The 26753-nt window shown below is 64.0% G+C and carries 24 protein-coding genes; 11 read left to right on the top strand and 13 right to left on the bottom strand.

Translation table 11 applies throughout. The features are described from left to right. Positions 1-30: 30 nt before the first annotated feature. From LRQ07_RS06400 to LRQ07_RS06410, 3 genes are all read left to right on the top strand, one after another. Positions 31-969 carry an ABC transporter permease gene (locus LRQ07_RS06400; protein WP_256536169.1) on the top strand — a complete coding sequence of 313 codons (939 nt, stop codon included), beginning with the start codon at positions 31-33 and terminating at the stop codon, positions 967-969. Next, positions 966-1703, top strand: coding sequence for an ABC transporter ATP-binding protein (locus LRQ07_RS06405; RefSeq protein ID WP_131491948.1), 738 nt, complete (start codon positions 966-968; stop codon positions 1701-1703). Before LRQ07_RS06400 ends, LRQ07_RS06405 begins: the two co-directional genes overlap by 4 nt. Before the next feature lie 98 nt (positions 1704-1801). Then, entirely contained in the window at positions 1802-3589 is a 1788-nt protein-coding gene (locus LRQ07_RS06410) for a DUF6541 family protein (RefSeq protein WP_256536170.1), read from the top strand. Here LRQ07_RS06410 and LRQ07_RS06415 read toward each other — a convergent pair. After that, positions 3573-3926 carry a DUF2304 domain-containing protein gene (locus tag LRQ07_RS06415; RefSeq protein WP_131491950.1) on the bottom strand — a complete coding sequence of 118 codons (354 nt, stop codon included), beginning with the start codon at positions 3924-3926 and terminating at the stop codon, positions 3573-3575. The two genes, LRQ07_RS06410 and LRQ07_RS06415, sit on opposite strands and share 17 nt — an antisense overlap. A 2-nt stretch (positions 3927-3928) precedes the next feature. Further along, positions 3929-4624, bottom strand: coding sequence for a glycosyltransferase family 2 protein (locus LRQ07_RS06420; RefSeq protein ID WP_256536171.1), 696 nt, complete (start codon positions 4622-4624; stop codon positions 3929-3931). Positions 4625-4740: 116 nt separating this feature from the next. On the opposite strand from LRQ07_RS06420, the gene LRQ07_RS06425 reads away from it, so the two are divergent. From LRQ07_RS06425 to LRQ07_RS06435, 3 genes are read left to right on the top strand one after another with little or no spacing between them, the layout of a single operon-like run. Beyond that, on the top strand, positions 4741-5352 hold the full coding sequence (locus LRQ07_RS06425; protein ID WP_256536172.1) for an acyltransferase: 612 nt from the start codon (positions 4741-4743) through the stop codon (positions 5350-5352). After that, entirely contained in the window at positions 5349-6446 is a 1098-nt protein-coding gene (locus tag LRQ07_RS06430) for a DegT/DnrJ/EryC1/StrS family aminotransferase (RefSeq protein ID WP_256536173.1), read from the top strand. Before LRQ07_RS06425 ends, LRQ07_RS06430 begins: the two co-directional genes overlap by 4 nt. After that, positions 6446-7438, top strand: a complete 993-nt coding sequence (locus LRQ07_RS06435; protein WP_256536174.1) for a Gfo/Idh/MocA family protein — start codon at positions 6446-6448, stop codon at positions 7436-7438. The genes LRQ07_RS06430 and LRQ07_RS06435 overlap by 1 nt, the downstream gene beginning before the upstream one ends. A gap of 25 nt (positions 7439-7463) precedes the next feature. On the opposite strand, the gene LRQ07_RS06440 is transcribed toward LRQ07_RS06435, so the two are convergent. The 8 genes from LRQ07_RS06440 to LRQ07_RS06475 all read right to left on the bottom strand — a co-directional run bounded on the left by LRQ07_RS06440 (position 7464) and on the right by LRQ07_RS06475 (position 16936). Next, a complete protein-coding gene (locus LRQ07_RS06440) occupies positions 7464-8618 on the bottom strand; it encodes a hypothetical protein (RefSeq protein ID WP_256536175.1) in 1155 nt (384 codons plus the stop codon). Between the two features lie 278 nt (positions 8619-8896). Beyond that, complete coding sequence (locus LRQ07_RS06445; RefSeq protein ID WP_256536176.1) at positions 8897-10057, bottom strand: glycosyltransferase family 1 protein; 1161 nt, start codon at positions 10055-10057, stop codon at positions 8897-8899. A 37-nt stretch (positions 10058-10094) separates the two neighbouring features. After that, on the bottom strand, positions 10095-10856 hold the full coding sequence (locus LRQ07_RS06450) for an AglZ/HisF2 family acetamidino modification protein (protein WP_131491957.1): 762 nt from the start codon (positions 10854-10856) through the stop codon (positions 10095-10097). Next, positions 10853-11458, bottom strand: coding sequence for an imidazole glycerol phosphate synthase subunit HisH (hisH, locus tag LRQ07_RS06455; RefSeq protein ID WP_256536177.1), 606 nt, complete (start codon positions 11456-11458; stop codon positions 10853-10855). Before hisH ends, LRQ07_RS06450 begins: the two co-directional genes overlap by 4 nt. Beyond that, positions 11455-12576, bottom strand: a complete 1122-nt coding sequence (locus LRQ07_RS06460; protein ID WP_256536178.1) for an N-acetyl sugar amidotransferase — start codon at positions 12574-12576, stop codon at positions 11455-11457. Before LRQ07_RS06460 ends, hisH begins: the two co-directional genes overlap by 4 nt. Positions 12577-12729: 153 nt before the next feature. Further along, positions 12730-14562 (bottom strand): ABC transporter ATP-binding protein, encoded by a 1833-nt coding sequence (locus LRQ07_RS06465; RefSeq protein ID WP_256536179.1) that lies wholly within the window; start codon positions 14560-14562, stop codon positions 12730-12732. Next, a complete protein-coding gene (locus tag LRQ07_RS06470) occupies positions 14559-15746 on the bottom strand; it encodes a hypothetical protein (protein ID WP_256536180.1) in 1188 nt (395 codons plus the stop codon). Before LRQ07_RS06470 ends, LRQ07_RS06465 begins: the two co-directional genes overlap by 4 nt. Beyond that, positions 15743-16936, bottom strand: a complete 1194-nt coding sequence (locus tag LRQ07_RS06475) for a glycosyltransferase (RefSeq protein ID WP_256536181.1) — start codon at positions 16934-16936, stop codon at positions 15743-15745. Before LRQ07_RS06475 ends, LRQ07_RS06470 begins: the two co-directional genes overlap by 4 nt. 101 nt (positions 16937-17037) lie before the next feature. On the opposite strand from LRQ07_RS06475, the gene LRQ07_RS06480 reads away from it, so the two are divergent. The 5 genes from LRQ07_RS06480 (at position 17038) to LRQ07_RS06500 (ending at position 23144) form a co-directional block, all read left to right on the top strand. Next, positions 17038-18342, top strand: a complete 1305-nt coding sequence (locus LRQ07_RS06480) for a nucleotide sugar dehydrogenase (RefSeq protein ID WP_256536182.1) — start codon at positions 17038-17040, stop codon at positions 18340-18342. A 62-nt stretch (positions 18343-18404) separates the two neighbouring features. Further along, positions 18405-20438 carry an acyltransferase family protein gene (locus LRQ07_RS06485; RefSeq protein ID WP_256536421.1) on the top strand — a complete coding sequence of 678 codons (2034 nt, stop codon included), beginning with the start codon at positions 18405-18407 and terminating at the stop codon, positions 20436-20438. Positions 20439-20471: 33 nt separating this feature from the next. Then, a complete protein-coding gene (gene glf, locus LRQ07_RS06490; RefSeq protein ID WP_256536183.1) occupies positions 20472-21608 on the top strand; it encodes a UDP-galactopyranose mutase in 1137 nt (378 codons plus the stop codon). 10 nt (positions 21609-21618) lie between these two features. Further along, positions 21619-22410, top strand: a complete 792-nt coding sequence (locus tag LRQ07_RS06495; protein ID WP_256536184.1) for an ABC transporter permease — start codon at positions 21619-21621, stop codon at positions 22408-22410. Continuing rightward, a complete protein-coding gene (locus tag LRQ07_RS06500) occupies positions 22410-23144 on the top strand; it encodes an ABC transporter ATP-binding protein (RefSeq protein ID WP_256536185.1) in 735 nt (244 codons plus the stop codon). Before LRQ07_RS06495 ends, LRQ07_RS06500 begins: the two co-directional genes overlap by 1 nt. 7 nt (positions 23145-23151) lie before the next feature. On the opposite strand, the gene LRQ07_RS06505 is transcribed toward LRQ07_RS06500, so the two are convergent. The 3 genes from LRQ07_RS06505 to LRQ07_RS06515 are packed head-to-tail and all read right to left on the bottom strand — an operon-like array spanning position 23152 to position 26617. Continuing rightward, positions 23152-23745, bottom strand: a complete 594-nt coding sequence (locus LRQ07_RS06505) for a hypothetical protein (protein ID WP_256536186.1) — start codon at positions 23743-23745, stop codon at positions 23152-23154. 2 nt (positions 23746-23747) lie between these two features. Next, on the bottom strand, positions 23748-24710 hold the full coding sequence (locus LRQ07_RS06510) for a glycosyltransferase (RefSeq protein WP_256536187.1): 963 nt from the start codon (positions 24708-24710) through the stop codon (positions 23748-23750). After that, entirely contained in the window at positions 24707-26617 is a 1911-nt protein-coding gene (locus LRQ07_RS06515; protein ID WP_256536188.1) for a glycosyltransferase, read from the bottom strand. Before LRQ07_RS06515 ends, LRQ07_RS06510 begins: the two co-directional genes overlap by 4 nt. Positions 26618-26753 lie beyond the last annotated feature (136 nt).

The following is a 26753-nucleotide window of genomic DNA, read 5'->3' on the forward strand; positions in this document are numbered from 1 at the left end:
ACCCGCCGTCGCGTCCGAATGAGTGGGCCAGTGACTGAAACCCGAGATCTTTTTGCCGCCGTCCCGCGTTCCGAGTTCGATACCCCGGGAAAAAGCCGCGGGCTGATCGATGTCGTGCGCTGGCGCTATCTTCTGAGCCTTCTGGTGCGAACAGGCGTGACCACGCGCTATCGCAACTCCGTGTTGGGATGGACCTGGTCGTACGTGCGACCTGCAGCGCAGTTCCTCGTCTTCTGGATCGTTCTCGGGCTCTTCATGAACCTCGACAAAGGCATCCCGAACTACGCTGTCTACCTCTTCTCCGGAATCGTAGTCATCAACCTCTTCTCCGAGGCATTCAAGAACGCGACGACTTCGATCGTGGGCAACGCGCCTCTTGTACGCAAGGTGTTCCTCCCTCGGCAGCTTTTTGCCGTATCCGCCGTGATCGTGGCCTTCGTGCACTTCCTCCCGCAAGTAGGGCTTCTCCTCATCGTGTGCGCTCTCCTGGGCTGGTTCGCGCACGTGTCCGTTCTCGCGGTGCTCGCGATCGTGGCCGCGATGATCATCGTGATGGTGTTCGCGCTCGGCCTGGGCCTGCTCTTCGGTGCTGCGAACGTGCGGTTTCGGGACGCTGAGAACATCGTCGAGTTGTTCTTGTTGCTTGCGACATGGGCATCGCCGGTCTTGTATTCGTGGGTCATGGTTCAGGACGCCGTCGTGAAGACCCTGGGTTGGCCGCAGTGGCTCGTCGAGGTCTACCTACTAAATCCGCTCACGCAAGGCGTCGAGCTCTTCCATTTCGCGTTCTGGCGTCCTGCGACGGAGGCGATGACCTCAGCCCCCGGCTACGCCGGACTTCCCATGGATGCTCTCCCGCCCGGCCTTGCGTTGAACACGCTTTGGACGTTCATCATCGCGATCGGGACACTGTTGATCGGCCAGTTCGTCTTCCGCCGCCTCGAGGGAAAGTTCGCCCAGGATCTATGAGCACGACGCAGACACTTCGTCCCAGCATCATCATCGACGGCGTGAAGAAGCACTTCACGCTCAATCACGCTTTTTCGCTCAAGGACACCGTCGTATCTTGGTTCAAGCGGCGCAAGCTCACGAGCCAGTTCGAAGCGCTCAAGGGCGTGGACATCAGTATCGGCGAGGGGCAGTCAGTCGCCATCCTCGGGTTCAACGGCTCGGGGAAGTCGACGCTGCTCAAGCTGATCTCCGGCGTGATGGAACCTGATGAAGGGCAGGTGTTGACTCGGGGGCGCGTGGCTGGACTCATCGAGGTCGGTGCGGGTTTCCACCCGGAATTGTCCGGCCGGGAGAACGTCTTCCTCAACGCCGCGATCCTCGGAATGAAGAAGCATGAGATCGAGGGGCGCTATGACGAGATCGTGGCGTTCAGCGAGATCGAACAGTTCATCGATCAGGAAGTCAAGCACTATTCGTCGGGTATGTTCATGCGTCTGGCCTTCTCCGTCGCCATTCACGTAGAACTCGACGTGCTGTTGGTGGACGAGATCCTTTCTGTCGGCGATGCTCCGTTCCGAGAGAAGTGTCGTCTGAAGTTCGAGGAGTTGATTGCTCAGGGCAAGACGCTCGTGATCGTGAGTCACGACATGGAGATGGTTCGGGAACTCTGCACCAGAGGCATTGTGATCAACCGAGGTGAAGTCGTTTACGACGGTGACGTCGAGGGTGCGATCGCCCTGGTGGACGCCTGATGCTGTCGTGGGCCGGGCAAGTTCCCGCGCTCCTCGTCGCCATAGCGGTCATCGTGTTGCCTGGCCTGCCAGCCGCGATGTGCCTGAGGGCTAGCCCATTGCTGCGGGTGGGAGCCGCCGTCGCGCTTTCGCTCGGGATCGTTGCCACGGCAACCGTGATCGCGCCCGTCGTCGGCCTCGCATGGTCTCCGCTGCCCGTAGCCATCGTCGCATCGATCGTCACTGCTATCGCGTCGTGGCTGCGCTGGACAGGGCGGGGCGTTCCTGGGCTCGGTGGTTCGCGGACACCTGCTGTCTGGGGCGCGCTCGGTGCCGCATTCACCGGCTGGGTCGTGGTCGTGGCGCTCGGTATTGCCGATCCGACGCACCCTAGCCAGCTCTACGACGGACTGTTCCATCTGAACGCGGTCGAGTTCATCACCCAGACCGGTGACGCGTCGCCCCTCCACATGACGATGGTGACGCCTGGCGCCGCGACGGGCACGTATCCCACGCTGTGGCATGCGCTCGTCGCCCTGGTCGTGCCTGTCTCAGGAGGCGTGGTCACCGCGACGAACACTGTGACGGTGGCGGTGATCGCCGTGATCTGGCCGCTCGCGATGGCTTGTCTGGCATCTGTCCTCTTCCCTGCACGCCCGTCGGCGGCGGTGTGGGCGCCGTTGGTCGCTTTCGGCTTCAGTGTCTTTCCGCTCGGCTTCCTGACCTGGGGCGTGCTGTATCCGAACCTCCTAGGCAACCTGCTTCTCCCTCTTCTTCTTTCCTTCATCGTGCGATGCTTCGAGCCCGGCGACGGAAGAGCAGGGAAGGCCCTGTGGATCCTCACCGCAGCGGCAACCGCCGCAGCGGTCGCTGCTGCCCATCCGTCATCTCTTCTCGCGGGCGTGGCCCTCAGCGTGCCGTTCGTGGTGTGGAGAGCGCTTCGGCTCTGGCCGACGGGCGGCACGACGCGTCGTGTGGTGCTTGTCGCATCGCTGTTGCTCGGCGGCGGACTGCTGATCGCGGTCTGGCTCGCCGCGAATGTGACGACTCATGAATGGCTGCCGAACGAAACCATGAGCCAGGCATTCGGTGAGGTGGCGTTCCTGAGCCCGGTCGGGCGCACTGCGGGTCTCCTTCTCGGTCCTCTCGCCGCGATCGGCATCTGGCGGGTTGTGAAGGATCGTCAGTGGTGGATCCTGTACTCGTATGGTGTGAGCATCGCCTTTTATCTCGCTTCGGCGTGGTTCCCTGTGCTGTCGCTCCGAAGCCTTGCCGTCGGCGTCTGGTATGACGACACGACCCGGGTGGGAGCGCTTCTCGCGATGTGGGGCATCCCGTTGGCCGGACTCGGAGCCGCGGTGGTCGTCTCCTGGGTGGGTGACCGCTGGCGTAATGGATCCCGCCTTCTCGCAGGCGCGATCTCAGGGCTCTTGGTGCTCGGCGCTGCGACCCACATTCCTGCGGCCGTCAATGACCTCTCCTACATGAGGAATTCGAGTTTCGCGTTCACTCCGGACTCGCAGGGTCTTTCGTCTGATGAAGCGGCCCTGTTCGAGAAGATCGCCGGGCGGCTGAACAGTGAAGACATCGTGCTCGGCGACCCCTTGACCGGGGCCGGACTCCTCTTCGCGTACACCGGGCACCGTGTGGTCTTCCCTCACGTCACCGGCCGCTATGGAGCCGACGCTGAGCTGCTGGCACGCAGCTTCTCTGAAGGAGGCGAGGTCGTGTGTGATGCGGCCGGGCGGCTTGGAGTGACCTTCGTGCTCGACTTCGGGGATCGCCAGCTGTTTGAGAATCACTGGACCACGTTCGATGGTCTGCACCACCTTGCCGATTCGCCCTTGCTCAGCGAGGTCGATCGCGTTGGCGACGCCGTTCTCTATGAGGTCACTGGCTGCGGGTAGTGCGGTCCTCGTCTTCTTCCGCGTCGAGCAAAGCGATCTTCCGTGCCAGCAACGTCAGCTGTCGTTGTAGCTGCAGGTTCCTTCGATACTGCGTGTAGACGAAGGTGAGGAACATCAGGACAAGGGCGTAGAGAAGTAAGTCTGTGCCTCGTCCGACACCGATGAGCGTAGCGATCCATGTGAGCCACTGAGGGAACAGCACGGAAAGTATCGCCGCGAGGATGAACAGCATCATGAGTAGGCGGCGGATAGCGAGGTGACTGTCGGCACCTGTTCGACGCATCACGATCAGTCCGAGAACGATGATCGCGGCGATGAGGAGGAACTGGATCCACATGCTCAGCGCACCACCAGATCGACGAGGATGTTGACGGAGTTGAGCACGCTCTGCCCTTTGCTCTTGGAATAGTCGGTATACAGGAGTTCGACCGGGTGCTCACGCCACGGGAGGCCCGTGCGCCCGAGTTCGAGGACGATCTCCGTGGCGTGCGCCATTCTGTCTTGCTTGAGGTCGATCTTTGCGGCGGCGTCGCGCCTGATCACACGGAGCCCGTTGTGCGCGTCGGTCAACTTCATGCCGGTCGTGAGGTTCGTGACGCGGATGGCTGTCTTCAACACGACTTTCTTGATCCAACCCGGGTTCGTCCGATCGTCGAGGAATCGCGATCCGAACACGATGGCGACGTCTTCAGTCCGGGCGAACTCGAGCATTTCGATCGCGTCTTCGATCCGATGCTGACCGTCCGCATCGAATGTGACGATGTACTCGCAGGAACCGTGGGCCAGAGCGTACTCGATCCCGGTCTGGAGCGCGGCCCCCTGTCCGAGATTGACGGGGTGCTTCACAAGATGTGCGCCCTTTCGCGCTGCGACCTCGGCAGAGCCGTCGGTCGACCCATCATCGACGCAGACCACGTGGGGGAAATGTGGCAGGAGGCTCGTGATGACGTCTCCGATGACGCTCGCTTCGTTGTAGAGCGGTATCACGATCCATGCGGTGCTGTCGGCTTCGGAGCCGATCGGTGTTTCGCTCATGCAACCATTCTGACAGGGCGGGTGCGTCCTTTCGGCCATTCACCAGGTGTCGCACCCGCAGCCGATAGACTAGAGAGTGCGACTGCCATGTCACGGTGGCGCAGGAAGCGTGCGAAGTGACCCACCCTACTCCCGTCCGGATTGTCGATTCCGCCGATGTGTCCCCGGACGCGAGTGTGGGAGACGGCTCGTCCATCTGGCATCTCGCCCAGGTGCGCGAGCAGGCTCGGCTCGGCGAGAATTGCATCATCGGTCGAGGCGCGTACATCGGGACGGGCGTCGTCATGGGCGACAACTGCAAGGTGCAGAATTACGCGCTCGTGTATGAGCCGGCCCGCTTGGGCGACGGTGTCTTCATCGGCCCCGCCGTCGTGCTCACCAACGATACGTACCCTCGGGCGATCAATCAGGACGGCACGATCAAGAGCGCGCACGACTGGGAGCCCGTTGGCGTGACGATCGAGCGTGGAGCGGCCATCGGTGCGAGGGCCACCTGCGTGGCGCCGGTGACCATCGGCGCCTGGGCGACGGTCGCTGCCGGCGCCGTCGTCGTCAAGGACGTCCCCGCATTCGCCCTCGTCGCGGGCGTCCCCGCCAAGCGCATCGGCTGGGTGGGGGAGTCGGGTGTACCGCTCGTCGCCGGCGATGACGAGAACACCTGGGTGTGCCCTTCGACGGGCGCGCGCTACATCGAGACTGACGGAACACTGACCAAGGAGATCGTGTGAGCGAGTTCATTCCCCCGGCAAAGCCCCTCATCGGCGACGAGGAGCGCGAGGCCGTCGACCGCGTGCTGCGCAGCGGCATGGTCGCGCAGGGGCCGGAGGTCGCCGCCTTCGAGCAGGAGTTCTCGGCGCATTTCGTGCCCGGTCGACCGTCCGTCGCGGTGAATTCGGGCACGGCGGGCCTCCACCTCGGCCTCCTGGCAGCCGGGGTCGGACCGGGCGACGAGGTCATCGTGCCCTCGTTCACCTTCGCCGCGACCGGCAACTCGGTCGCGCTCACGGGCGGAACGCCGGTGTTCGTCGATATCGAACCGGAGACGTTCACTCTCGACCCTGCGGCGGTCGCAGCCGCGATCACCCCGAAGACGAAGGGGATCCTCCCGGTGCACCTATACGGGCACCCCGCGCGGATGCGTGAGCTCGAGGCGTTGGCGGCGGAACGCGGCGTCGCTCTCTATGAGGACGCGGCGCAGGCGCACGGGGCGTCCCTCGACGGGCGCCCGGTCGGCTCCTTCGGTGAGTTCGCGATGTTCAGCCTTTACCCGACGAAGAACATGACCAGCGGCGAGGGGGGCATGGTGACGACCGCGACGGACGAGCTCGCGCGCCAGGTCAAGCTCCTGCGCAACCAGGGCATGGAGCGCCAGTACGAGAACGAGATCATCGGCTTCAACGCACGCATGACCGACATCCACGCCGCGATCGGCCGCGTGCAGCTGACCAAGGTCGACGCCTGGACGAAGACCCGGCAGTCCAACGCCGCGTTCCTCGACGCGAACCTGGAGGGCGTCGTCGTCCCGCCGGTCGCCGATGGAGCGGTGCACGTGTACCACCAGTACACGATCCGCGTCCCCGAGGACCGCGACGGCTTCGTCGCTGCGCTCAAGAGCGAGTACAACGTGGGCGCCGGGGTCTATTACCCGATCCCGAACCACCGCTTGCCCTCGCTGACACACTTCGCGCCGGGACTCGACCTCCCGGAGACGGAGCGTGCCGCGCGCGAGGTCGCATCGCTGCCGGTGCACCCCTCGCTGAGTGGTGACGACCTCGAGCGCATCGTCGCCGCGGTGAACGCCGTCGCGAAGGCGGGCGCCTGATGGCTCTGCGCGCGGGCGTGATGGGGCTGGGAGTGATGGGGCGCAATCATGCGCGAATTCTTGCCGCGCTCGCGGGAGTCGAGTTCGTTGGTGTCTTTGACCCGGCGGAATCCACACCGGATTTCGTTCACGACCGCCCCGTGTTCCGCGACCTCGACGAGTTCCTCGCCCAAGACCTCTCATACGTGGTCGTCGCCGCTCCGACTGTCTACCATCTCGAGATGGGTACGCGTTTGGCGGAGAGCGGCATTCACGCGTTGATCGAGAAGCCGGTGGCTTCCACGAGCGAGGATGCTCGCGCCTTGCGGGATCTCTTCGACTCGAAGGGGCTGATCGGCGGTGTCGGCCACATCGAACGATACAATCCTGCGTTGCAGGCCGCGCGTCAGCGGATCGAGGCCGGCCTTCTGGGCGACATCTATCAGGTGACTACGCGGCGTCAAGGTCCGTTCCCCGGGCGCATCGCCGATGTCGGGGTGATCAAGGACTTGGCGACTCATGACATCGACCTGACGGCGTGGGTGACACAACAGCAGTACGTGTCTGTCAATGCACGCACCACGTTCCGCAGTGGTCGTCCGCATGAGGACATGGTGCTGGCGGTGGGGACGCTTTCTTCGGGAACGATCACGTCGCACACGGTGAACTGGTTGACGCCCTTCAAAGAACGCACGACCGTGATCACGGGCGAGAAGGGCTCGCTCGTCGCAGACACGCTGACGGCTGACCTGACGTATTTCAAGAACGGGACGATCCGCAGCGAATGGGAGCAGGTCTCGACGTTCCGTGGTGTCGTCGAAGGTGATGTCACCCGTTTCGCGCTCGAGCGCCGTGAACCGCTACTCGCCGAACACGAGGCTTTTCGCGATTCGGTGATCAACGGGGCGGCGAAAGGTATCGTGACGCTCGACGAGGGGGCCAAAGTGGTGCAGATTGCTGAAAGGATGGCCGCCGACGGGCTGTTGCATCGTCCATCCGCGGTAGTCGAGTGAAGCGGCCTGAGCGCACTGGGGAACTCTATTCTGCCGTTCCTGTCGATAGGGCCCAACGTCGGACCAGATCGAGACTGTTTGACGCCCAGAACGATTCCACATCGACGGGCGTGTTACCCGCGCGCAGACGAGCTGCCATGGCCTCGACGTCTCGAACATCATCGTAGGCGGGTCCGAACATCTCGCCCACGTAGTACTCGGTGAAAGGGCTGCGACGGACCAGGACGTCGCAACCGAAGCTGGCCGCTTCGAAGAGGACGGTGCTGGCTACGCCGACCACCGCGCGGCAGTCGGCGAGCGACTCGTAGAGGTCGTCGTGGGGGTCGATCTCCACCCCGACGACGTCGATCAGAGAGGGATAGCGCTCGGCGAGAGTCGCGCGCTCGGAGGGGTGCGGACGGAAGCGTAGCCGCCAGTCCGGCAATTTCTTGCGTAGGGCCAATATGAGACTCGTCGTTGCATCGGGGTCAGTGATGCTGCTGGCGATCAAGGCGATGTTCTCGCGGTCTGCGACCGGTGGTGCCGACGCCATCGCCCGTTGCAGATGCGGTTTGCCGATAGTCGTCAGCGTTGCAGGATGCCGGATACTGCGGCCCCAGTACTCGCCGAAGAGAAGCAGCTCGTCCGGGATCTGCGAATGCAGGCCCTCATGGCGGAAGATGCTGCCATAGTTGTAGGCAGCGTGGGAAGGGCCGATCCACCCGTGCTGAGGTTCTGCGACATGTCGGCCATCTTTTTTCATCGCCTGGATGAGTCCGCCGCGGTGACCGTAGGACGCGTCCTCCAGAACAACGGTGTGGGGGTCGAGACGATCGATGACCGTGAGAAATGCGTCCTGCAGGAGAGGTGCTCGCCGTTCCTGGTAGCGAACCGACGCTGCGATCGTCCGCTCTTGCTCAGCGGAGATCGCACCAGAGAAGAGCGCCGCATAGCGGTGCACGAGGACATCGATCGCTGTTGCCCTCTCCGTGGACAGGTCTTTTCGATACGTACGTAGATCCGTGCGTGCGTTGATCGCGTCCAGGCTGCGCGTGCGCGGGAAGGCTGGCTTGATTCCGGGGTGCGGCGGGCTCCACTGGAGCAGCGTTGCCTCCGGGCCGAGGGCTTCCGCGAGATCGCCGACGAGCCAGTTGCGTTCGTACCCGCGCTCCCGGGAGGTCGTGACGCCGCTCGCGACCATGACAACGGGGGAGCGCCCCCGAAGCCACGCTGCGTCATGCCTGGAAGGGAGGAACGACCGTGCGAGTCTGCGATAGGTCTTCGCCCGAGATTGCCGTTGGGGCACCCCGGTTTCGCCGAGTTCCACGGCGGCGAGGGCGCCCGCAAAGAACATGCGCACCCGAGGCCAGAGCGGTAACGCTGTCCCGGGGAGCGGTTCCAGGAGCTCCGAGGGCTCGGAATCCTCGACGTCGAGAAGTAGGCGAACCGATCGGCTGTAGGGCAGGCCCGTTGAGGGGGTCATCGCGTCTGCTCGTCGTCTCCGAACACCGATTCCATGATGTCGCCCCAAATCTCCGACTGCTTCTCGCTCGAAAGCTCGACGGCGCGCGCGGAAGAGGCGTTCTTCCAGGATTCCACGTCGTCGACCGTGATCTCGCTCAGAAGAGCAGCGAGAGAAGACGCCTCGAAGTCGGGCATTACCCGGCCGATACCGTTCCTCGTGACGATGCGTTTCATCTCTGGCGACGGTCCGACGATGACTCCCAGGCGGGCCTGGATGAAGTCGAAGAACTTGTTGGGGAGGCACCAGGCAAGATTGAAGGTGGTCGGAGCGAAGATGCTCAGACCGATGTCGTAGCGATTGAGCGTGGGCACGAGCTGGGCATACGGAACCGCGTCGTTGAACCGGATCCGCTCATCACCGCCAGCGCGTTCCTTCAGGGACTGCAAGTAGGCAGAACCATCGTCGACAAGGAAGAAGTCCAGGGTGACGTCTGCCTGAGTCTGTAGGACGGCGTCGATCATGATCTCGAGTTTGCGCTGGACGCCGGGGACGCCTGAATGGACGAGCTTGATCGGTTGCTTGACTGCACCGGGCTTCAGGTCGTGGAAAGGCGTCGCGTTGATCACGACCGTGGACACGATGCCGAAGTTTCGGTAGTACTCGTCGGCGATGCCCTGCCCAACGGTCACGATCGCGGCAGATTTGGCCACGTACGTGCGACACAGCCACCGCACGTAGGGAGCGATGAGGATACGCCAGAGCCGCGAATGCTCATTCTGCCGAGGCGAGTATTCGTGCAGGTCTGCGATCACTCCGTGCGTCGTCGTCAGAGAGTTCGCGAGGGCACTTGTCTGTGGATCGTGTGCGATGATCGCGTCCCATTGCGTGCCTGCCAGTCGCGAGCGTGCCGCGTCGTCGCGAGGACTGAGCGACGTGACCAACGGGTAGAGACGCAGAAGCAGCAGGGCCAGGTAGAGGGCGCGCCCGACCACTCCTCCGCGATACGGTCGGCTATCGTGCAGTTCGATATGGGGTAGATCATCGAAAGGAGCCGGCCCGAATCCAGCGGTCGTGACGTCATGATGCTGCCGGAGGAATCGAATTTGCTTGAGCGCTCGCGGTTCCCTCGCGATGGGCGTGTAAGTCAGGACGAGAATTTTTCGACGGACGGTCACAAGGAAGCTCCTCGATCGACGGAAGGGGCGGGCGCGCTCAGGACTTCAACGCGCGTATCTGATCCGGCGTCGGATAGGTGATCAGCACGGCGCGGTGCTTGCCGTTCAGGACGAACATGCTGCCTGCAGCAACGGCGGACGCACCTGCTTCCAGAGCCGGCGCGAAGTCTGCGTACCCGGAGGCGCCTCCAAGCGCGATCACCGGCACCGTTACTGCCTCTGAGACGGCAGTGACGAGCTTGAGGTCATAGCCAGAGAACGTCGACTCCCGGTCGATTGCAGAGACGATGATCTCACCTGCTCCGTGCTCTTGGGCCAGGCGCGCGGCCTCCGCGGGCGTCATCCCGAGCTTCTTCTTCCCCCGTTGCGAGTACGTATCCCAGCCCCCCGTAAGGCGCTTCTTCGCATCGACACTCACCACCGTGCTCGAAGAGCCGAGCGCAGCCGAGATCTCGCCGATTGCCTCGGGTCTGTTGAAAGCAGCAGAGTTCAAGATCACCTTCTCGATACCGATACCGGTGATGCGCTGAGCTTCGGCGGCGGATGACACTCCGCCGCCGTAACCGACGGGCATGAAGGCCTCGCTGGCGATCTCCTCGATGAGCGAGTAGTTCACCCCTGCGCCTTTGACGGACGAGTCGATGTCACAAATAACAAGCTCGTCGACTTGCTTTTCGTTGAAGATGCGTACGGCGTTGATCGGATCCCCGATGTACTTGTCGCCGTGGAACTTGACCGGCTTCACAAGATAGCCGTCGCTGACGAGGAGGACGGGGATGACACGGGGGAATGCACTCATATGTTCGCGAAGTTCCTCAGAATGGTCATGCCGAAGGTGTGGCTCTTCTCGGGGTGAAACTGGGCGCCCATGACATTTTCGCGGCGGACCATCGAGACGAAGATGTTGCCGTATTCAGTCTCCGCGAGCGCATCTTCCGTCGCCGAGGGGACGACATGGTAGCTGTGCACGAAGTAATAGCGGCTGTCCTCCATGACACCGTGGAGGAGGGAGTCCGAGCGCAAAGCTCGTGCGTGATTCCACCCCATGTGGGGAACGCGGAGCCGGGGGCTCTCAACGAAGCGCTGGCAATGCCCGGGGATCAGGCCGAGGCCGTGTTCGCTTCCCTCGGCGCTCGTGTCGACTAGCAACTGCATCCCGAGGCAGATACCCAAGAGCGGGCGCCCCGTGCGTGCGAACTGTTGCAGTCCCTCATGGAGACCGCTCTCCTTGAGGAGGCGGACCCCGGCGTCGAACGCTCCGACCCCCGGGAGAAGTACCCGCTCGCTGTCGAGAACCTCTTCCGGGGTCGTCACACGCCTACTCTGGACGCCGACGCGTTTGAGCATGTTCGCGACAGACCCGAGATTTCCCAGACCGTAGTCGACGAGGGAAACAGTCATTTGCGAATCCCGAGCGCCCTGAGCACCTTCATGGGAACACGAACGAGTGCCATTGCGAGTTCCCATTGCTTCTTCGCGTTCGGATACTCGCTGTAGTCCTTCGGCGGCTGCGCATAGATGCGCTCGAGTTCGTCGACGCTGACGCCCAGCTTCTTGGCGATGAACTCGTGATCCTGTTTCCGGAGTCCCTCGGGGTAGTTCTCCGTCTCCATGAGTTCGAGCGCTTCCTCGCGAGTCATCTGATCGGACAGGATCAGCGAGGAGTAATGAGCGATGCGCTTGTCGAATCCGAACTTCATGGGGAGGTAGTAACCCTGGAAGTAGCGCGTGAACACAGACTCGTAATGCTTACCTCCGTAGTCTCGCCACCCGAGTTCCTCGGTGATCTCCCGCTTCGCATCTTTGTAGCGATAAGGCATGAGGTTGAGCGGCTTGACGGTCTTCACACCGCGGAAGTAGGGGTACCAGATGTGGCGCTTGAAGAGCCCCATCAGCGGATAGGTCTTGAGTTTGACGGAGCCGAACCGCTTCTGGATCCCTTTGACGTGCTTGGCATCGGAGGCGTTGTACCCCCAGGACTGAGGCAAGATCGACTCGCTCGCGAGGTTTGCGCCCGAGAGGATGTACTTGATTCCGTATTTGACGGCCTGCTGGTAGGCGACCCAGCCGAAGGCGTGATCGGTGGGGATATCGCAGTTAGCCACTGACGCCTTGAAGAAGGACAGCTGCAGGTCCTTCATTTCCCGCCAGTCGACGACGTGGGTGTAGAGGTCGAGATCGAGGCGGGAGACGATGTTGTGGATGTTGTCGACGGCGAGCTCTGAGTTCCAGCCGCTGTCGAAATGCACGGCAAGAGGGCGGAGGCCGAGCTTGACCGCCTGAAGAATGAGGAAGGTGCTGTCGACCCCGCCGGAGACGCCGACGATACAGTCATAGGGCTTGCCTTGGCCGGCGCGTTTGATCTCTGCAACAAGCTCGTCGAGTTCGCCAACTCGCTGTCCGCTCTGCGCTGCCTCAACGTCAGCCCGCATCATTTCATCGAAGCGGAGCGCATGAGAGGAGACGCCCTGCTCGTCGAACCAGATTTCCGGATCGGTGGTGTCCATGATGGTTCGCACACACCGCTGATACGGCCGAGACTCGTCAGGAGTCTGGACGGATTCTCCGTTTACGATTGCCAACCTGTTGCTCCTTGATCCCTCGGTGACGCCGAGGTTCGTCGTGGGGACGGTTCTTCGTCGCGTGCGCGCGACAGAAATTCTTCGTCAAGATTACACTTCGTGCGGTCCTGAAGGCTGAGCGCCGCCGATTCCCTCAGCGGGCATGGGCGCAAGACCTGCAAGCGCCGCTTGCCGCGCGAAATCTGGCACGGCCGCGACGACTTCATCGAATGTTCCCGAGTGCACAAGACGGCCGCCCTTCATGAAGAAGATCTGATCGGCGTGCTTAACGGTTGCCAACCGATGCGCCACGGTGACGATGGTGCGTTCGCCGGTCATGGCGCGGATGGAATCGCTCACTGCGGCCTCAGTCTGCGTGTCGAGCGCACTGGTTGCCTCGTCCATGACGAGAACGAGGGGATCGGAGTACAACGCCCGGGCAATCCCGATGCGCTGTCGCTGCCCACCCGACAATGCCATGCCCCGCTCTCCCACAGATCCCCGGATTCCATCTCGGCGGCTCGCGACGATGTCCCAAACGTGGGCGCTCTGTAGTGCCTCGATGACACGTTGTTCGTCGTAGTCATCCGTCCAGGTGAGAGCAACATTCTGCGCAAGGCTCGCGTCGAAGAGTGCGACTTCTTGCGGTACATATGCGACGTGATCTCGCCATGCCCTCGCGACATGCTGCACATCCAGCCCGTCGATCTCGATGCGTCCAGACTGCGGTTCGAGAAGTCCGAGGAGGAGATCGACCAGGGTGGATTTCCCCGAGCCCGAAGAGCCGACGAACGCCACCGATGTTCCGATATCGATGTCGAACGAGACACCTTCGACCGCGGGGTCCGCAGTCGCGTCGTAGCCGAAGGTGACGTCACGGAAGCTGATCCTGTGGATCGGCGAGGGCAGAGGCACGGTCGGTCGTTCGTTGACCGAAGCGATGTGGTGCTCCGCAGCTGTGAGCTCGTCGATGACACGCCGGGGGTAGATCGAAGCAGCCAGCATCTGCGAGATTGCCGCTTGAAACCGGATCACGGAGGGTGCCATGCGGAACCCTGCGAGGGCGAAGAGCGCCACGGCGGTAATCGCCTGCTCCTGTCCGCCGATCAGGAACCCGGCACCGCCGACGACGATGAAGCCGCCGATGATTCCTGATTCCAAAACGTAGCGAGGCACCTGACCCAGGAAGTAGATGTTCGCCCGTGCCCGTGCGCTGCGTGTTCGGCTCCGCTCGACGACCTCGGCCACCTCGGGCTCTTTTCGACGGAGGGTGACCTCCTTCAGGGCAGACATCACCTCAAGGATGAGGCGGGAGGTGCGGATCGTTGATTCGACGTTGATCTCGCCGGCGCGGCGAGAGTGGCGAGCGATCCACAGATAGAGCACGGCTGCCAGCGCGAGCAGATAGACGAGAGTCACCAGAGCGATCAGCGGCTGCACGATGGCTATGGTGCCCACCATCACAACCATGCTCACTACCTCGCCGAGCAGTGTTGCTCCGGGCCGAATGAACGAGTTCACTGCGGCGTCGACACCGCCGTCGGTGAAACGGAGCATGTCTGTGGAGTTCTTCGTGAGACGTTCCTGCCAGGATGCGCCGAGGTAGGCCCGGAACAGTCGATCCCCGAGAGCGACCTCGTAGTTGGCGATGCGCTGCGATCCCCAGCGCATCACGAGCGCGGAAAGAGCGCCTTTCGTGATCATCAGCGCGCAGATGACGAGAATCGCGACGACGACACCTGCGCTGTCGAGAGTGCCGACGAGCGGAAGGGTCACCGCATTGCCGACGGAAAGTGGACCGATCACGACGGCCAGCAGAGCCAAGGCAGCAGCGTCGAACACGGCAAGTGACGCGAGGAGTGTGGCGTAGACGTTGAGGAAACGACGTGCGTCCGTGGGAAGCGCCTGCAGGAGCTCGCGATAGAGGTTCAGAGCGATCTTCACGCGTTCTCCTCCTGTTGGGGGATTTCGCCGCCGGACGGCGTACCCAGGATGCCCTCGATGACTGCGCGGATGTGAGCCGCGTCGTTTTCGAAGCTGAGCTCCTGCGCTGCCGCATCCGAGGCGGCCTTTGCGGATCTTACGGATTCCATGTCGAGTGACGTTAGCGATTGTGCGCACGATTCCGGTGTGAAGTCATGGCTGATCACACCCAGGTCGTGGCGCGTGACCAACTCGGCCATTTCCGACGACGGCCCGACTGCCACCATCAGACGCGCCTGTACGAAATCGAAGAACTTGTTGGGCAAGGTCAGGCGTGCGTTCGTGTGAGTGGGGGGGATCCAGAACACCCCGACGTCGTACGCATTGAGGACCTGGGGAAGGTCATCCGGCGGGACTGGCGGGTGGAAGGTGATCCGGCTGTCCGGCGCGGCTGACGCACGGAGCTCGCGTAGGTAGGCTCCTCCGTCGCCGCCGGGCATGAGATAGAGATCTAGAGTAAAGCGCGCATCAAGCAGCTTCATCGTCTCGATCATGAGTTCGAGCCGTCGCCCGTGAATCGCTGCTCCGCTGTGGACGAGCCTTATCTGTTCGTCGCTCACTGGCGAAGGCTTGAGGGCGCGGAAACCGCCGGCATTGCGCATGACCAAGGCGGGCACATCGAACTGCTGCCGGTAGAGGGCGGCAATGCCGTCTCCGACGGTGGTCACGAGCGCCGACGGCGGCAGATACGTCCTGCATAGATGCACCATGAACGGGGCGACGAGCAAGCGCCAACTGAGAATATGCGTGCGTTCTTCGGGGGCCCATTCATGCATGTCCGCCCAGACAGGAGCTCCGTCGGCTATGCGGTGAGCCACACCCAGCGCTCGTGCCTCGTTCGCGACGACCAAGTCGAAAGTCTGCCCGCCGACGCGGTTCGCTGTCCAACGAACAGCCGGCGCGGAGATCTCAGCCGACCTGTGCATTCGTAATGCGAGGCGCACGATTCCGAGCGGCGTCTGAGGCAGGGTTGAGAGGCCGTCCGGAACTTGGTGATGCGCGAACACGTTGTCGGGAGCCGCGCCGAAGCCCACCGTGGTGACATCACCGATCTCGCTCAGAAGCGAGATCTGTCGGAGGACGCGCGCGTCGCTGCGCAGAGGGGAGAGGGATATGCACAGGATGCGTGGCCGCTCGTTGCTCATTCTGTGGCATCTCTTTCTTGGCTTGGGCGGGGTTTCGCTTCGGGGTTCAGCCGGTCGACGATGCGATCGGCCACGGCCCTGAGTGACCAGTTCGCCTCTGCCCACTGTGCCCGCTGTCGGGTTTCCTGCTCGTCGCGCTCGTGCCGAAGCGCCTCGAGCATCGCGTTCGCTACTGCTGCAGGTTCGTAGTCCGCGGTCCATCCGGATCCCGGTTGATCGAAGAACTCCTGGTCAGCATTGTCACCCGCGTAGACCACAGGGACGCCGCAACCAGCGGATGCGTACATCTTCGTCGGGAACGCGTCGTAGCCGTGCGGGAGCATGCTCGCCAAGGTAGCGCGGGCTCCGCGGATCCACATCGCCGTCTCTTCAGCACTCATGCGTGACATGAATTCGACGGCACCCGGTGCAAGCGCTTCGGCTGCCTCGGAGATCGCGTCTCTCTCCGAACCCTGTCCGATGAACACGATTCGCGCATCCGGAAGCTCACTGAGAACGAGAGGCAGGGCCTGGATGAAGATGATCGCTCCATGAACCTCGGAAGCCGTGCCGGCGTAAAGAAGGTACGGTCGCTCGGAGACGATCATGGTGCCGTCGGGGTGGAAGACCTCGGTGTCGAAACCGTTCCCGACGACGGTGACCGTAGCGGTTTCACACACCGCTAGAACGCGCTCAGCGACGGACTCCGAGACAGCGAGCACCGAGCGCGCACCTACATAGGCGAAACGCTCGAACGAGCGGACCACTCGAACGACGAAAGCAGGCGCGCCGGCGACAGCGGCTGCCTCTGACCACACGTCGGCCGCGTAGAAGTGATACGGCGTGCGGCGCGCCCAAGCGGCGACGCGCATCATGACGCCTGTGGTCGGCGGGGGTTCAACGATGAGCGCGTCGAATCGGCGCGCGAAGAGCACCCGGAAGAGTGCGGGCACATCGAAGCTCAAATACTGGAGATACCCGCGGACATAGCCGGCGCGATCGCGCAGCACCGGCGCGCGGGAGACGGAGTAGTGCTCGGGGGGGTCGGCGGACGGGGTGCCCCGTGGAGGCGTGCTCGTGAAGACTGCGACGTTCGCTCCTCCGTCGTGCAGACGGCGGGCGAGCGCTCGCAAACGCAGAGAGGCAGCGCCGGGTTCGGGCGCGAAGATGCGCGAGACGAGCGCGATCCGGCGCCCAATGAGGGAATCCACCTTTCGATTCTGCCTGAGACTCGCCTGAGCATTGACCGGACGTGCTGACGCCGGGAGCGTGGATGGCGTTCACGTGGTCCTCGCACCGTAGAATGAAGACCATGCGTATCGCCGTCGTCGCCCTCGGAAAGATCGGGCTTCCCCTCGCCGTCCAGTTCGCCTCTTCCGGTCACGACGTGATCGGCGTCGACGTGAACCAGAAGGCCGTCGACACGATCAACGCCGCACAGGAGCCCTTCCCCGGGGAGGCCGAGCTCCAGGAGCGTCTGTCCGAGCTCATCCCGTCCGGTCGTCTGCGCGCGACGACGGACTACGCCGAGGCGATCCCCGGTGCGGATGCCGTGGTGCTCGTCGCTCCCGTTTTCGTGAATGACGAGACCTGGGAACCCGACTTCAAGTACATGGATGCGGCGACCCGCTCGCTCTCCGAGCACCTGACCCCTGGGACCCTCGTCTCCTATGAGACGACGCTCCCTGTGGGGACCACCCGCAGCCGCTGGAAGCCGATGCTCGAGGAGGGCTCCGGGCTTGTCGAGGGTGAGGACTTCTTCCTGGCATACTCGCCCGAGCGGGTGCTCACCGGTCGTGTGTTCGCGGACCTCCGCAAGTACCCGAAGCTCATCGGCGCGCTCTCGGACGAGGGCAACCGTCGCGCACGCGAGTTCTACGAGGCGGTGCTGCAGTTCGATGAGCGCCCCGACCTTCCTCGCCCGAACGGAGTCTGGGACCTCGGCACGACAGAAGCCTCCGAAATGGCCAAGCTCGCCGAGACGACCTATCGCGACGTGAACATCGGCCTCGCGAATCAGTTCGGGCTCTTCGCCGCCTCGCACGGAATCGATGTCTACAAGGTCATCGAAGCCTGCAACTCGCAGCCCTACAGCCACATCCACCGACCCGGCATCGCCGTCGGCGGCCACTGCATCCCCGTCTACCCGCGTCTGTACCTGTCGACGGACCCCGATGCCGACATCGTCCGTGTGGCGCGTCAGCTGAACGCGTCCATGCCGGAGCGGCTCGTCGCGCAGGCAGAAAGCATCCTGGGCGACCTGAGTGGGCAGCGCGCGGTCGTGCTCGGCGCGGCCTATCGCGGTGGCGTCAAGGAGACGGCGTTCTCCGGCGTCTTCCCGACGGTGAAGGCCCTCGAGGATCGCGGCGCCGAGGTCCTCGTGCACGACCCGCTGTACACCGACGATGAGTTGCGCGGCCTCGGCTTCGAGCCGTACGCGATCGGCGGCGTTGTCGACCTCGCGATCCTGCAGACCGATCACGCCGACTACAGGGAGCTCACGCCTGCGCAGCTGACGGGCATCAAGCTGCTCGTCGACGGACGAGCAGCGACAGATGCGACGCGCTGGGCCGGTACGCCGCGCATCGTCGTCGGCACTGCGCACACCGAGGCCTGACGCTGACGCTGATCCAGACGCCGGAAGCCCCGTCGTCTGTCAGGAGGGGCTTCCGCCCTGACATCCAAGCGCTACGCGCCATCGCGATCCTCGCGGTGGTCTTGAACCATCTGTGGCCGACTCGCTTGACCGGTGGATACATCGGTGTCGATGTGTTCTTCGTGATCTCCGGATTCCTCATCACGAGTCATCTGGTCCGCGACGCGACCTCGAGCGGACGTATCGCACTCGCGTCGTTCTACGCTCGGCGCGTGCGGAGACTGCTCCCGGCCGCGCTCCTCGTACTCCTCGTGAGCGCGGTCGGAACCCTCCTGGTCCTGCCCTACCCGCGATGGACGCGCGGCGGAGCCGAGATCATGGCGAGTGCCGGTTACGTCGAGAACTGGTTCCTCGCCGCGATGTCGGTCGACTACTCGGCTCTCAACGACCAGGCAACCGTGGCGCAGCACTATTGGTCTCTGTCGGTCGAGGAACAGTTCTACCTCGTTTGGCCACTTCTCCTCCTCGCCACTTGGTGGTGGGCGGCGAAGAAGGCGTGGCGTCCGCGCCTCGTGGCCGCGATCACGCTCGGCGTCGTCGTCACGCTGGGCATCGCGATCAGCATGCTCGCGACCGCGGGGATGCCGAGTCAGGCATACTTCGTCACGTACACGCGTGCGTGGGAGTTCGGCATCGGCGGCCTCCTGTCTCTCGTCACGTTCCGACGACTGCCACGGCTCGCCGCCAACGTCCTCGCGATCATCGGGTTCGTCGTGATTGCCGTGTCGGCCGTGGCGTTCGGACCGGAGACTCCCTTCCCTGGCGCGTATGCGCTCCTCCCCGTACTCGGCGCGGGAGCGGTAATCGCTGCGGGCACTGTCACGCAGCGACTGTGGCACTCGCGGCTCACTTCCCTGCGCCCCGTGCAATGGCTCGGGGACGTGTCGTACTCCCTCTATCTGTGGCACTGGCCGCTGATCGTCCTTGTCCCGTCGGCCTTGGCGAGCACGATGACGACGATGATGAAGGTCGGCATCCTCGGTGTCGCCTTCGTCCTGGCTTGGCTGACGTATCGGCTGGTGGAGCGTCCCGGGCAACGCTGGCGCCTGGTGGCCGTGTCGAATCGGCGTACCTTCCTTGCCATGCTGGCAGGCATGGCAACTGTGATCGTCGCCGGAGGCGCCCTGATGCTGGCGGGCAACCTCCGCGTGGCAGCGGACGTGCCGCCGATCTCCGTGACCATCCAGGAGTGTGTCGGACCGCAGGCAATGCCGCAGTCGGTGAGCTGCGACGACCGCTTCGCTCCAGCCGCGGAGACAGTCATGGGGCCCCGGAACTCGTACTTCCACGTCCCGGCAGAGTGCGTCGCCCGTCCAGACCTGCTGCCGTTCGGCGACAAGACAGCCACGGTGGAATGCGACTTCAGCGGTGGTGTCGAGGATCCGACCACAGTCTGGCTCGTCGGCGATTCGCACGCGCAGCAGTGGCAGGGGACCGTGTTCGATCTCGCGCGTCAGAACCACTGGTCGGTGATGACGAGTTTCGGGGGCGGATGCCCGGTCATCGATGTCCCGTTCGTCGGCTTTCGCAAGGCGGCACCCGGAGCCGATCAGCAAAGGTGTCGGGACTGGTCGACGGCCGTGCGCGCAGCCGTCGTCGAGTCGAAGCCCGATTTCGTGCTGACCTCCTCCGCCGGCCGCGTCCAACTCGTCGACGACGGGTCGGGTCGTCCGCAGGACGTCCAGTTCTCCGACGGGCTCGTGCGCACTTGGACGGAGTGGGCGGATGCGGGCATCACCGTCATCCCCCTCGGCGGCGTGCCGTTCAACGGAGAGGTGCGCTCTCCCGACTGCGTGGTGGTGAACGCCGGCAACCCTGGCGCCTGCGCCGTGCCGAGATCGGAGGCGCAGCCCAGCGACCCCTATCTCGTCGCGGCCGCGCAGTCGGCGTCGCCGGCGATCCGCGCCTTCGATGCAGATCCCTACTTCTGCGACTCGGACGCGTGCTACGCCGTGATCGGTGGAGTGTCTGTCTACTACGACGCCGATCACCTCAATCTGGACTACGTCCGTCGGTTGGCGCCGCCGCTCGCCCAGGCAATGGGGGTCGCTGGCTGAAGCTCCCAGCCAGACGCCGATACGATGGACGACATGGATCTTCTTGTCGTCGGGTCGGGGTTCTTCGGCCTCACCATCGCCGAGCGCGCCGCCGAAGCAGGCCGCAAGGTGACAGTCATCGACCGCCGCCACCACATCGGCGGAAACGCCTACAGTGAGGCGGAGCCCGAGACCGGGATCGAGGTCCACCGCTACGGTGCGCATCTGTTCCACACCTCGAACGCGACGGTGTGGGAGTACGTCAACCGCTTCACGAGCTTCACGAACTACGTGCACCGCGTCTACACGACGCACAAGGGCACGGTCTTCCCCATGCCGGTCAACCTCGGCACCATCAATCAGTTTTTCCAGTCGGCGTACACACCCGACCAGGCCCGCGCGCTCGTGAAGGAGCAGGCGGGGGAGTTCGACGTGAAGACGGCTTCGAACTTCGAGGAGAAGGGCATCGCCCTCGTGGGGCGCCCGTTGTTCGAGGCGTTCTTCCGCGACTACACCGCGAAGCAGTGGCAGACCGACCCGCAGAAGCTCTCGGGCGACATCATCAGCCGCCTGCCGGTGCGCTACACGTATGACAACCGCTACTTCAACGACACGTGGGAGGGGCTTCCCACGGACGGCTACACCGCGTGGCTGGAGCGCATGGCGGATCACCCGAACATCGAGGTGAAGCTGAACGTCGATTACTTCGACGACACCCACTCGCTCAGCAAGAAGGCGACCGTCGGACAGGTCCCGGTCGTCTACACCGGCCCGGTCGATCGCTACTTCGACTACGCGGAGGGGGCGCTCAGCTGGCGCACGCTCGATTTCGAGCAGGAGGTGCTGAACGTCGGCGACTTCCAGGGCACCAGCGTCATGAACTACCCCGACATGGACGTGCCCTACACGCGCATCCACGAGTTCAAGCACTTCCACCCGGAGCGCAAGGACGTGTACGACTCGGACAAGACGGTCATCATGCGGGAGTTCTCGCGGTTCGCCGAGCGCGAGGACGAGCCGTACTACCCGGTCAACACCCCGAGCGACCGTGAGGGGCTTCTGGCCTATCGCGAGCTTGCAAAGGGGGAGGACGGCGTGCACTTCGGCGGGCGCCTCGGCACATACCAGTACCTCGACATGCACATGGCCATCGGCTCGGCGCTGTCGCTGTGGAACAACACTCTCTCCTAGACTCGACATCGTGAGTCACGCTGCTGTCGGGGCGCCCGGGACGCCCCGGCGTTATCTGCATTCGCTGTGGCTGCTCTCGGCTCGCGACCTCAAGGTCCGCTACGCCACGAGCTCCCTTGGGTACCTCTGGTCGATCCTCGACCCTCTGGTGATGAGCGCGATCTACTGGTTCGTGTTCACGCAGGTGTTCAACCGTGACGTGGGGGAAGACCCCTACATCGTCTTCCTCATCGTGGCGCTGCTGCCGTGGGTATGGTTCAACACCTCGGTGTCCGACTTCACCCGAGCGTTCAAGAAGGATGCCCGGCTCGTCCGTTCGACGGCGATCCCGCGCTCGATCTGGGTCAATCGCATCGTGCTGAGCAAGGGCATCGAGTTCCTCTTCTCGATGCCGGTCCTCGTGCTCTTCGCCGTGTTCAGCGGTGCGCACGTGAACTGGTTGCTGCTCTGGTTCCCGGTGGCGGTCCTCCTGCAGGCGATGCTTCTGGTCGGGCTCGGACTCCTCGTCGCGCCGCTCTGCGCGCTCTACACCGACCTGGAGCGGACGACGGCGCTCATTCTGCGGGCCCTGTTCTACGCCTCCCCGGTGATCTACAGCTTCCGGGACCTGCCGGCGCCGTTCGACGTGATCGGCGCCTTCAACCCGCTCGCCGGGATCTTCACCCTCTACCGCGTGGGCTTCTTCGCCGACCTCTGGGATCCGATGCCGATCCTGATCAGCGCGGTGATGTGCGTGGGAATCCTCGCGCTCGGGATGTGGACGTTCGGACGCCTGGAGCGCCCCGTGCTGAAGGAGCTGTGATGGCCGCGGCGATCGAAGTCACGAACCTCGGTGTGCACTTCCGACGGAACCGGCGCGGGCGCCGGAGCTTCAAGGATCTCTTCGCCGGGGCCTCCCGCAGGTCTCGGCCAGGAGAGTTCTGGGCGCTGCGCAACGTCTCCTTCACCGTGCAGCCCGGTGAGTCGATCGGCGTCGTCGGACGCAACGGTCAGGGCAAGTCCACGCTGCTCCGCCTGGTCGCGAAGGTGCTTCTCCCCGATGAGGGGACGGTCAGCGTCAACGGGGGCGTCGCTCCGTTGATCGAGATCACCGGGGGTTTCGTGGGTGACCTCACCGTGCGCGAGAACGTCCGTCTCACGGCGGGCCTGCACGGGATGTCCCGTGACGAGGTGTCGCGTCGTTACGACGACATCATCGCGTTCGCCGAGTTGGCGGGGTTCGAGGAAACGCCCTACAAGCACCTCTCGAACGGTATGAAGGTCCGTCTGGCCTTCTCCGTGGTATCGCAGCTCGACGAGCCCATCCTGCTCGTCGACGAGGTGCTGGCGGTCGGCGACAAGGCGTTCCGGGACAAGTGCTACAAGCGCATCGATGAGCTGCTCGCCGACGGACGCACGCTCTTCTTCGTCAGCCACAACGAACGCGATCTGCGCCGGTTCTGCACGCGAGGTCTCTATCTCGACAAGGGGGAGCTCGCTCTCGACGCACCGATCAACGAGGTGTTGGACCGGTACAACGCCGACTACGCGGTGTGACTATCGCTCAGAGCCCGGCCACGCTCCGCAGCTGCTGCACCGACGACCGGGCAGCCTCGACGGCTGCAGCGACGCCTGAGCCCTCGGTGATCGCGCTGCGCAGCTGAGTGAGTCGGGTGGCGTAGGTCGACACCCCTTCGCGCCATTGCTGCTCGATCGAGGACGGAGGGAGCGCGTCCGACAGTCGTTGCGCGTCCTGCTGCAGCGTGTCGAGGACCGGCAATGCGTCCTGGCCGCTCGCACCGGCGATGATGTCGAGCCCGCGGGGGGCGTCGCCCAGCCATCCGCTGACCCGTTCGCGGAAGACCTCGATCGAGGGGTCAGCGACCGGCGGCGTTGTGACCTGCGGCGTCTGCACCGGTTCGGGCGTGGGGGAGGAGGTCGGCGTCGGAGTCGCAGTCGGGGTTGAGGTGGCCGAGGGGGACGGCGAGGCGGAATCCGGCGGTGCCGGCGCGTCCCCGCGCGGGAGGAACAAGAACAACAGTGCCCCGACGATGGCGAGTGCAGCGACGACGAGCCCGACGATCAGCCAGACCTTTCCGGTCTTCTTCGGCTGCGGGGCCAGCGGGGCCCAGCGGAGCTCGGGCTGCGGTTCGTCCATCGTCACGCCTCCAACGGGGGCATCGGCTGCCAGCTGCGGTCTCGTCCGACCTTGCCGCCGTCACGGATGCCGCGGAAGAGGTTGCTCGTGCCGCGTACGGTCCGCTCGACGAAGACGAGGCGGATGAGTTCCTTGAAGAACGTCGCCGTGGTGCCGAGGCCGAAGAGGAGCGGGTTGTAGACGCCGTGGACCCGGTAGTACTGCTTGATGAAGCCGCGGTTGCGCATGATGTAGTAGCGGTAGGCGTTGCTCGAGGCGTTCATGTGGCGGATGCCCATGTCCCACTGCTTGATCTCACGCGTGCGGCGCAGCACGAACTCATCGACGATGACCGCGGTGGTCAGACGCGATGCCAACCAGCCGTACATCTGGTCGTCCCAATAGATGAAGAAGCGCGGGTCGGGCAGACCGATCTGCTGAACCAGCGAGCGGTGGATGAACATGCCCTCGAAGCAACCGCTGTTCATCTCCTTGTATCCGCTCTCGTCGAAGGCGGAAGGGGCGAACGGAATCGGGATGCCCATGCGCTCGGCGATGCGGTATTGCCAATAGAACTCGCTGCCGTCGTAGTCGAATCGACGGCCCTGGATGCTCTTGAACCGGCTGCTCCAGGCTCCCATCCTCGCGAGCCCCTCGGGGAGGACCTCGACATCGTCGTCCATCAGCCAGATCCACTCGGAACCGAGATCGTATGCGGTGCGCATGCCCTCGCTGAAGCCCCCTGAGCCGCCGGTGTTCGTCTCCAGCCGGCGGTACACGATCTCGGTGCCGATGTCATCGCGGAACGACTCGACGACATCGGTCGTGTCGTCCACCGACGCATTGTCGATGATGACGACGTGACCGGGCTTCGGGTCCATCGCGGTGATGCTGGTGAGCAGGCCGGAGAGAAGGTGCGAACGGTTGAAGGTGACGATGACGATCGCGGCGGCCTTCGGGTCGAATGCAGCGGGCGCCGCGGTCATGCCTTCTCCTCGAAGATGTTCTGCCAGGACTGGGGGGAGACGAGGTCGGGCAGCGCCTCCCGGTACTGCTTCTGGAGCTCCGGCCAGCGTCGGGTGAGCTCGGAGTGCAGTCGCATCGTGTCTCGAAGCATGCGCCGGTACTTCGCGCGGTCGCGGGTGTAGATGTTCTTCCCGGAACCGTCGGCCGCGCTCACCAGGGCACTGTCGAATGCGGGGACGCGCCACCAGTGCGCGTCCTCCTTACCGAACTCGACCTCGGGCTGCGCGATGTTCGCCGTGGCCGGCCGGTGCATCCAATGGGAAACGAGGGTCGACAGCGTGAACCAGCGCAGCATCAGGCCCTTCGGGCTGTCGAAGTCGTTCTTCGACAGCTTCTTGTACACCTGGCGACCGCGTCGAGAGTGGAGGACCGTGGTTGGGTCCCGATGAACGACCGTCTCTGGGTAGTCGGCGGCGAGGGCGCGGGCCGCGGGCATCGCCGTCGCCAGGTTCTGCCGCATGTGGTCCGGGCCGGAGAGCACATCGCGCAGGGCTTGCGCACGGAGTGCCACGGGGTAGTACTGCATCATCATGAGGTGCTTCAGGTCGACGCGTCGGCTGTGACGGATCAACCGTCCGCCGCGCGGGGCGTCGGAGTGGAGAAGCCCGGCCACGAGGCGGTTGCGTGCATGGAAGTAGGCTTGCCAGTCGATCGAGTCGTCCTTGTTCACCCACGAGACGTGCCAGAGCGCGATCCCGGGCATCGACACGGTGGGGAAACCAGCTTCACCTGCACGGAGGCAGAACTCGGCGTCGTCCCACTTGATGAAGGCGGGCAGCGACAATCCCACCTTCCTGATGGCGTCGAGGGGGATAAGACACATCCACCAGCCGTTGTAGTCCGCATCCATGCGCATGTGCAGAAGAGTCGATTGGCGGAGGTTGGAGACGCCGAAGTCGTGCGGCATCTTCTCCTGATAGAGATTCCGCCACATGAACGGGGCCTCGTCGACGACCTCCGCCCATCCGTGCAGTTTCGGGCGGTCGAGCAGATCGAACATGTGGCCGCCGACCAGGACCGGGGTGGTGGCATACCGGCCGAAGACGATGGACCGGCGCAGCGACTCCGGCTCGAGACGGATATCGTCGTCGAGCAGCTGCACGAAATCGCTCTCCGGGCGCTGCAGCGTCTCGTGCATCGCACGGGCGAACCCGCCGGAGCCTCCCAAGTTGTCCTGGCGGATCACCTGGAGTGTTTCCCCGAGGTTCGCTGCGACATCGTCGTAACCGTCCTGTTCGGAGACGAGCTGCGTGCCCTGATCGACCAGGAAGATGCGGTCGATGAACTCCAGTGCGTCCGGCGACGCGGCCAGTGCGCGCAGAGTCTCGACGCAGTAGTCAGGTTTGTTGTAGGTCGTGATGCCGAGAGAGGCTTTGCCCCCACGGGCGGGCTCCTGCTCGGTGGTCCACTCCGCGCCTTCGAGCACCGCCGGCTTCTCGTCCGCGACGATGTCGAACCAGATCCATCCGCCGTCGCTGTACTGCGTGAGCTCGAGGTCGAAAGAGGTCGACGCCTCGCCGGTCACTTCGCGGGTGGCGACGCGCTGACGCACGCCCGACCCGTTGGAGCGGTACACCAGGATCGTCGCCGGGCCAGTGGTGCGCACCGTGAGCCGCACATCGCGGACGCTGGTCCAGTGCTGCCAGTAGGACGCGGGGAAGGCGTTGAAATATGTCCCCATCGATACGCGACGTCCGGCCACGATGCGGGCACGGTTCCGACCGAGGATGTTCCCCAGGTGGGCGCGGTTCGAGACGCGGACGGGTTCGTCCTCGATCACGGACCATGTCTCCGGATCGGCATACAGCGGAAGGAGGTCGGGGTCGCGATCAAGTGGGAAGACGACGTTCTGAAGGACGTGGGCCACAGGGAGGTTCTCCGATGTTGATGCCGCAGGCCGCTGTCAGCGGACAGCGCGGGACTCGACGAGCAGTGAGTAGCCTACCGTCGATGACCTCTGCATCTGCGGAGAGTCTCCCTTCGGGACTCCAGGTGCACTGACT

It is taken from the genome of Microbacterium sp. J1-1 (genome assembly GCF_024498615.1).
Classification (GTDB): domain Bacteria; phylum Actinomycetota; class Actinomycetes; order Actinomycetales; family Microbacteriaceae; genus Microbacterium; species Microbacterium aurugineum.

What these genes read in the sequence shown, in the direction of transcription:
- LRQ07_RS06405 (WP_131491948.1), top strand. Translation starts at nt 966, where the DNA reads ATGAGCACGACGCAGACACTTCGTCCCAGCATCATCATCGACGGCGTG.
- LRQ07_RS06415 (WP_131491950.1), bottom strand. Translation starts at nt 3,926, where the DNA reads ATGTGGATCCAGTTCCTCCTCATCGCCGCGATCATCGTTCTCGGACTG.
- LRQ07_RS06420 (WP_256536171.1), bottom strand. Translation starts at nt 4,624, where the DNA reads ATGAGCGAAACACCGATCGGCTCCGAAGCCGACAGCACCGCATGGATC.
- LRQ07_RS06435 (WP_256536174.1), top strand. Translation starts at nt 6,446, where the DNA reads ATGGCTCTGCGCGCGGGCGTGATGGGGCTGGGAGTGATGGGGCGCAAT.
- LRQ07_RS06440 (WP_256536175.1), bottom strand. Translation starts at nt 8,618, where the DNA reads ATGGTCGCGAGCGGCGTCACGACCTCCCGGGAGCGCGGGTACGAACGC.
- LRQ07_RS06450 (WP_131491957.1), bottom strand. Translation starts at nt 10,856, where the DNA reads ATGAGTGCATTCCCCCGTGTCATCCCCGTCCTCCTCGTCAGCGACGGC.
- hisH (WP_256536177.1), bottom strand. Translation starts at nt 11,458, where the DNA reads ATGACTGTTTCCCTCGTCGACTACGGTCTGGGAAATCTCGGGTCTGTC.
- LRQ07_RS06470 (WP_256536180.1), bottom strand. Translation starts at nt 15,746, where the DNA reads ATGAGCAACGAGCGGCCACGCATCCTGTGCATATCCCTCTCCCCTCTG.
- LRQ07_RS06480 (WP_256536182.1), top strand. Translation starts at nt 17,038, where the DNA reads ATGCGTATCGCCGTCGTCGCCCTCGGAAAGATCGGGCTTCCCCTCGCC.
- glf (WP_256536183.1), top strand. Translation starts at nt 20,472, where the DNA reads ATGGATCTTCTTGTCGTCGGGTCGGGGTTCTTCGGCCTCACCATCGCC.
- LRQ07_RS06500 (WP_256536185.1), top strand. Translation starts at nt 22,410, where the DNA reads ATGGCCGCGGCGATCGAAGTCACGAACCTCGGTGTGCACTTCCGACGG.
- LRQ07_RS06505 (WP_256536186.1), bottom strand. Translation starts at nt 23,745, where the DNA reads ATGGACGAACCGCAGCCCGAGCTCCGCTGGGCCCCGCTGGCCCCGCAG.
- LRQ07_RS06510 (WP_256536187.1), bottom strand. Translation starts at nt 24,710, where the DNA reads ATGACCGCGGCGCCCGCTGCATTCGACCCGAAGGCCGCCGCGATCGTC.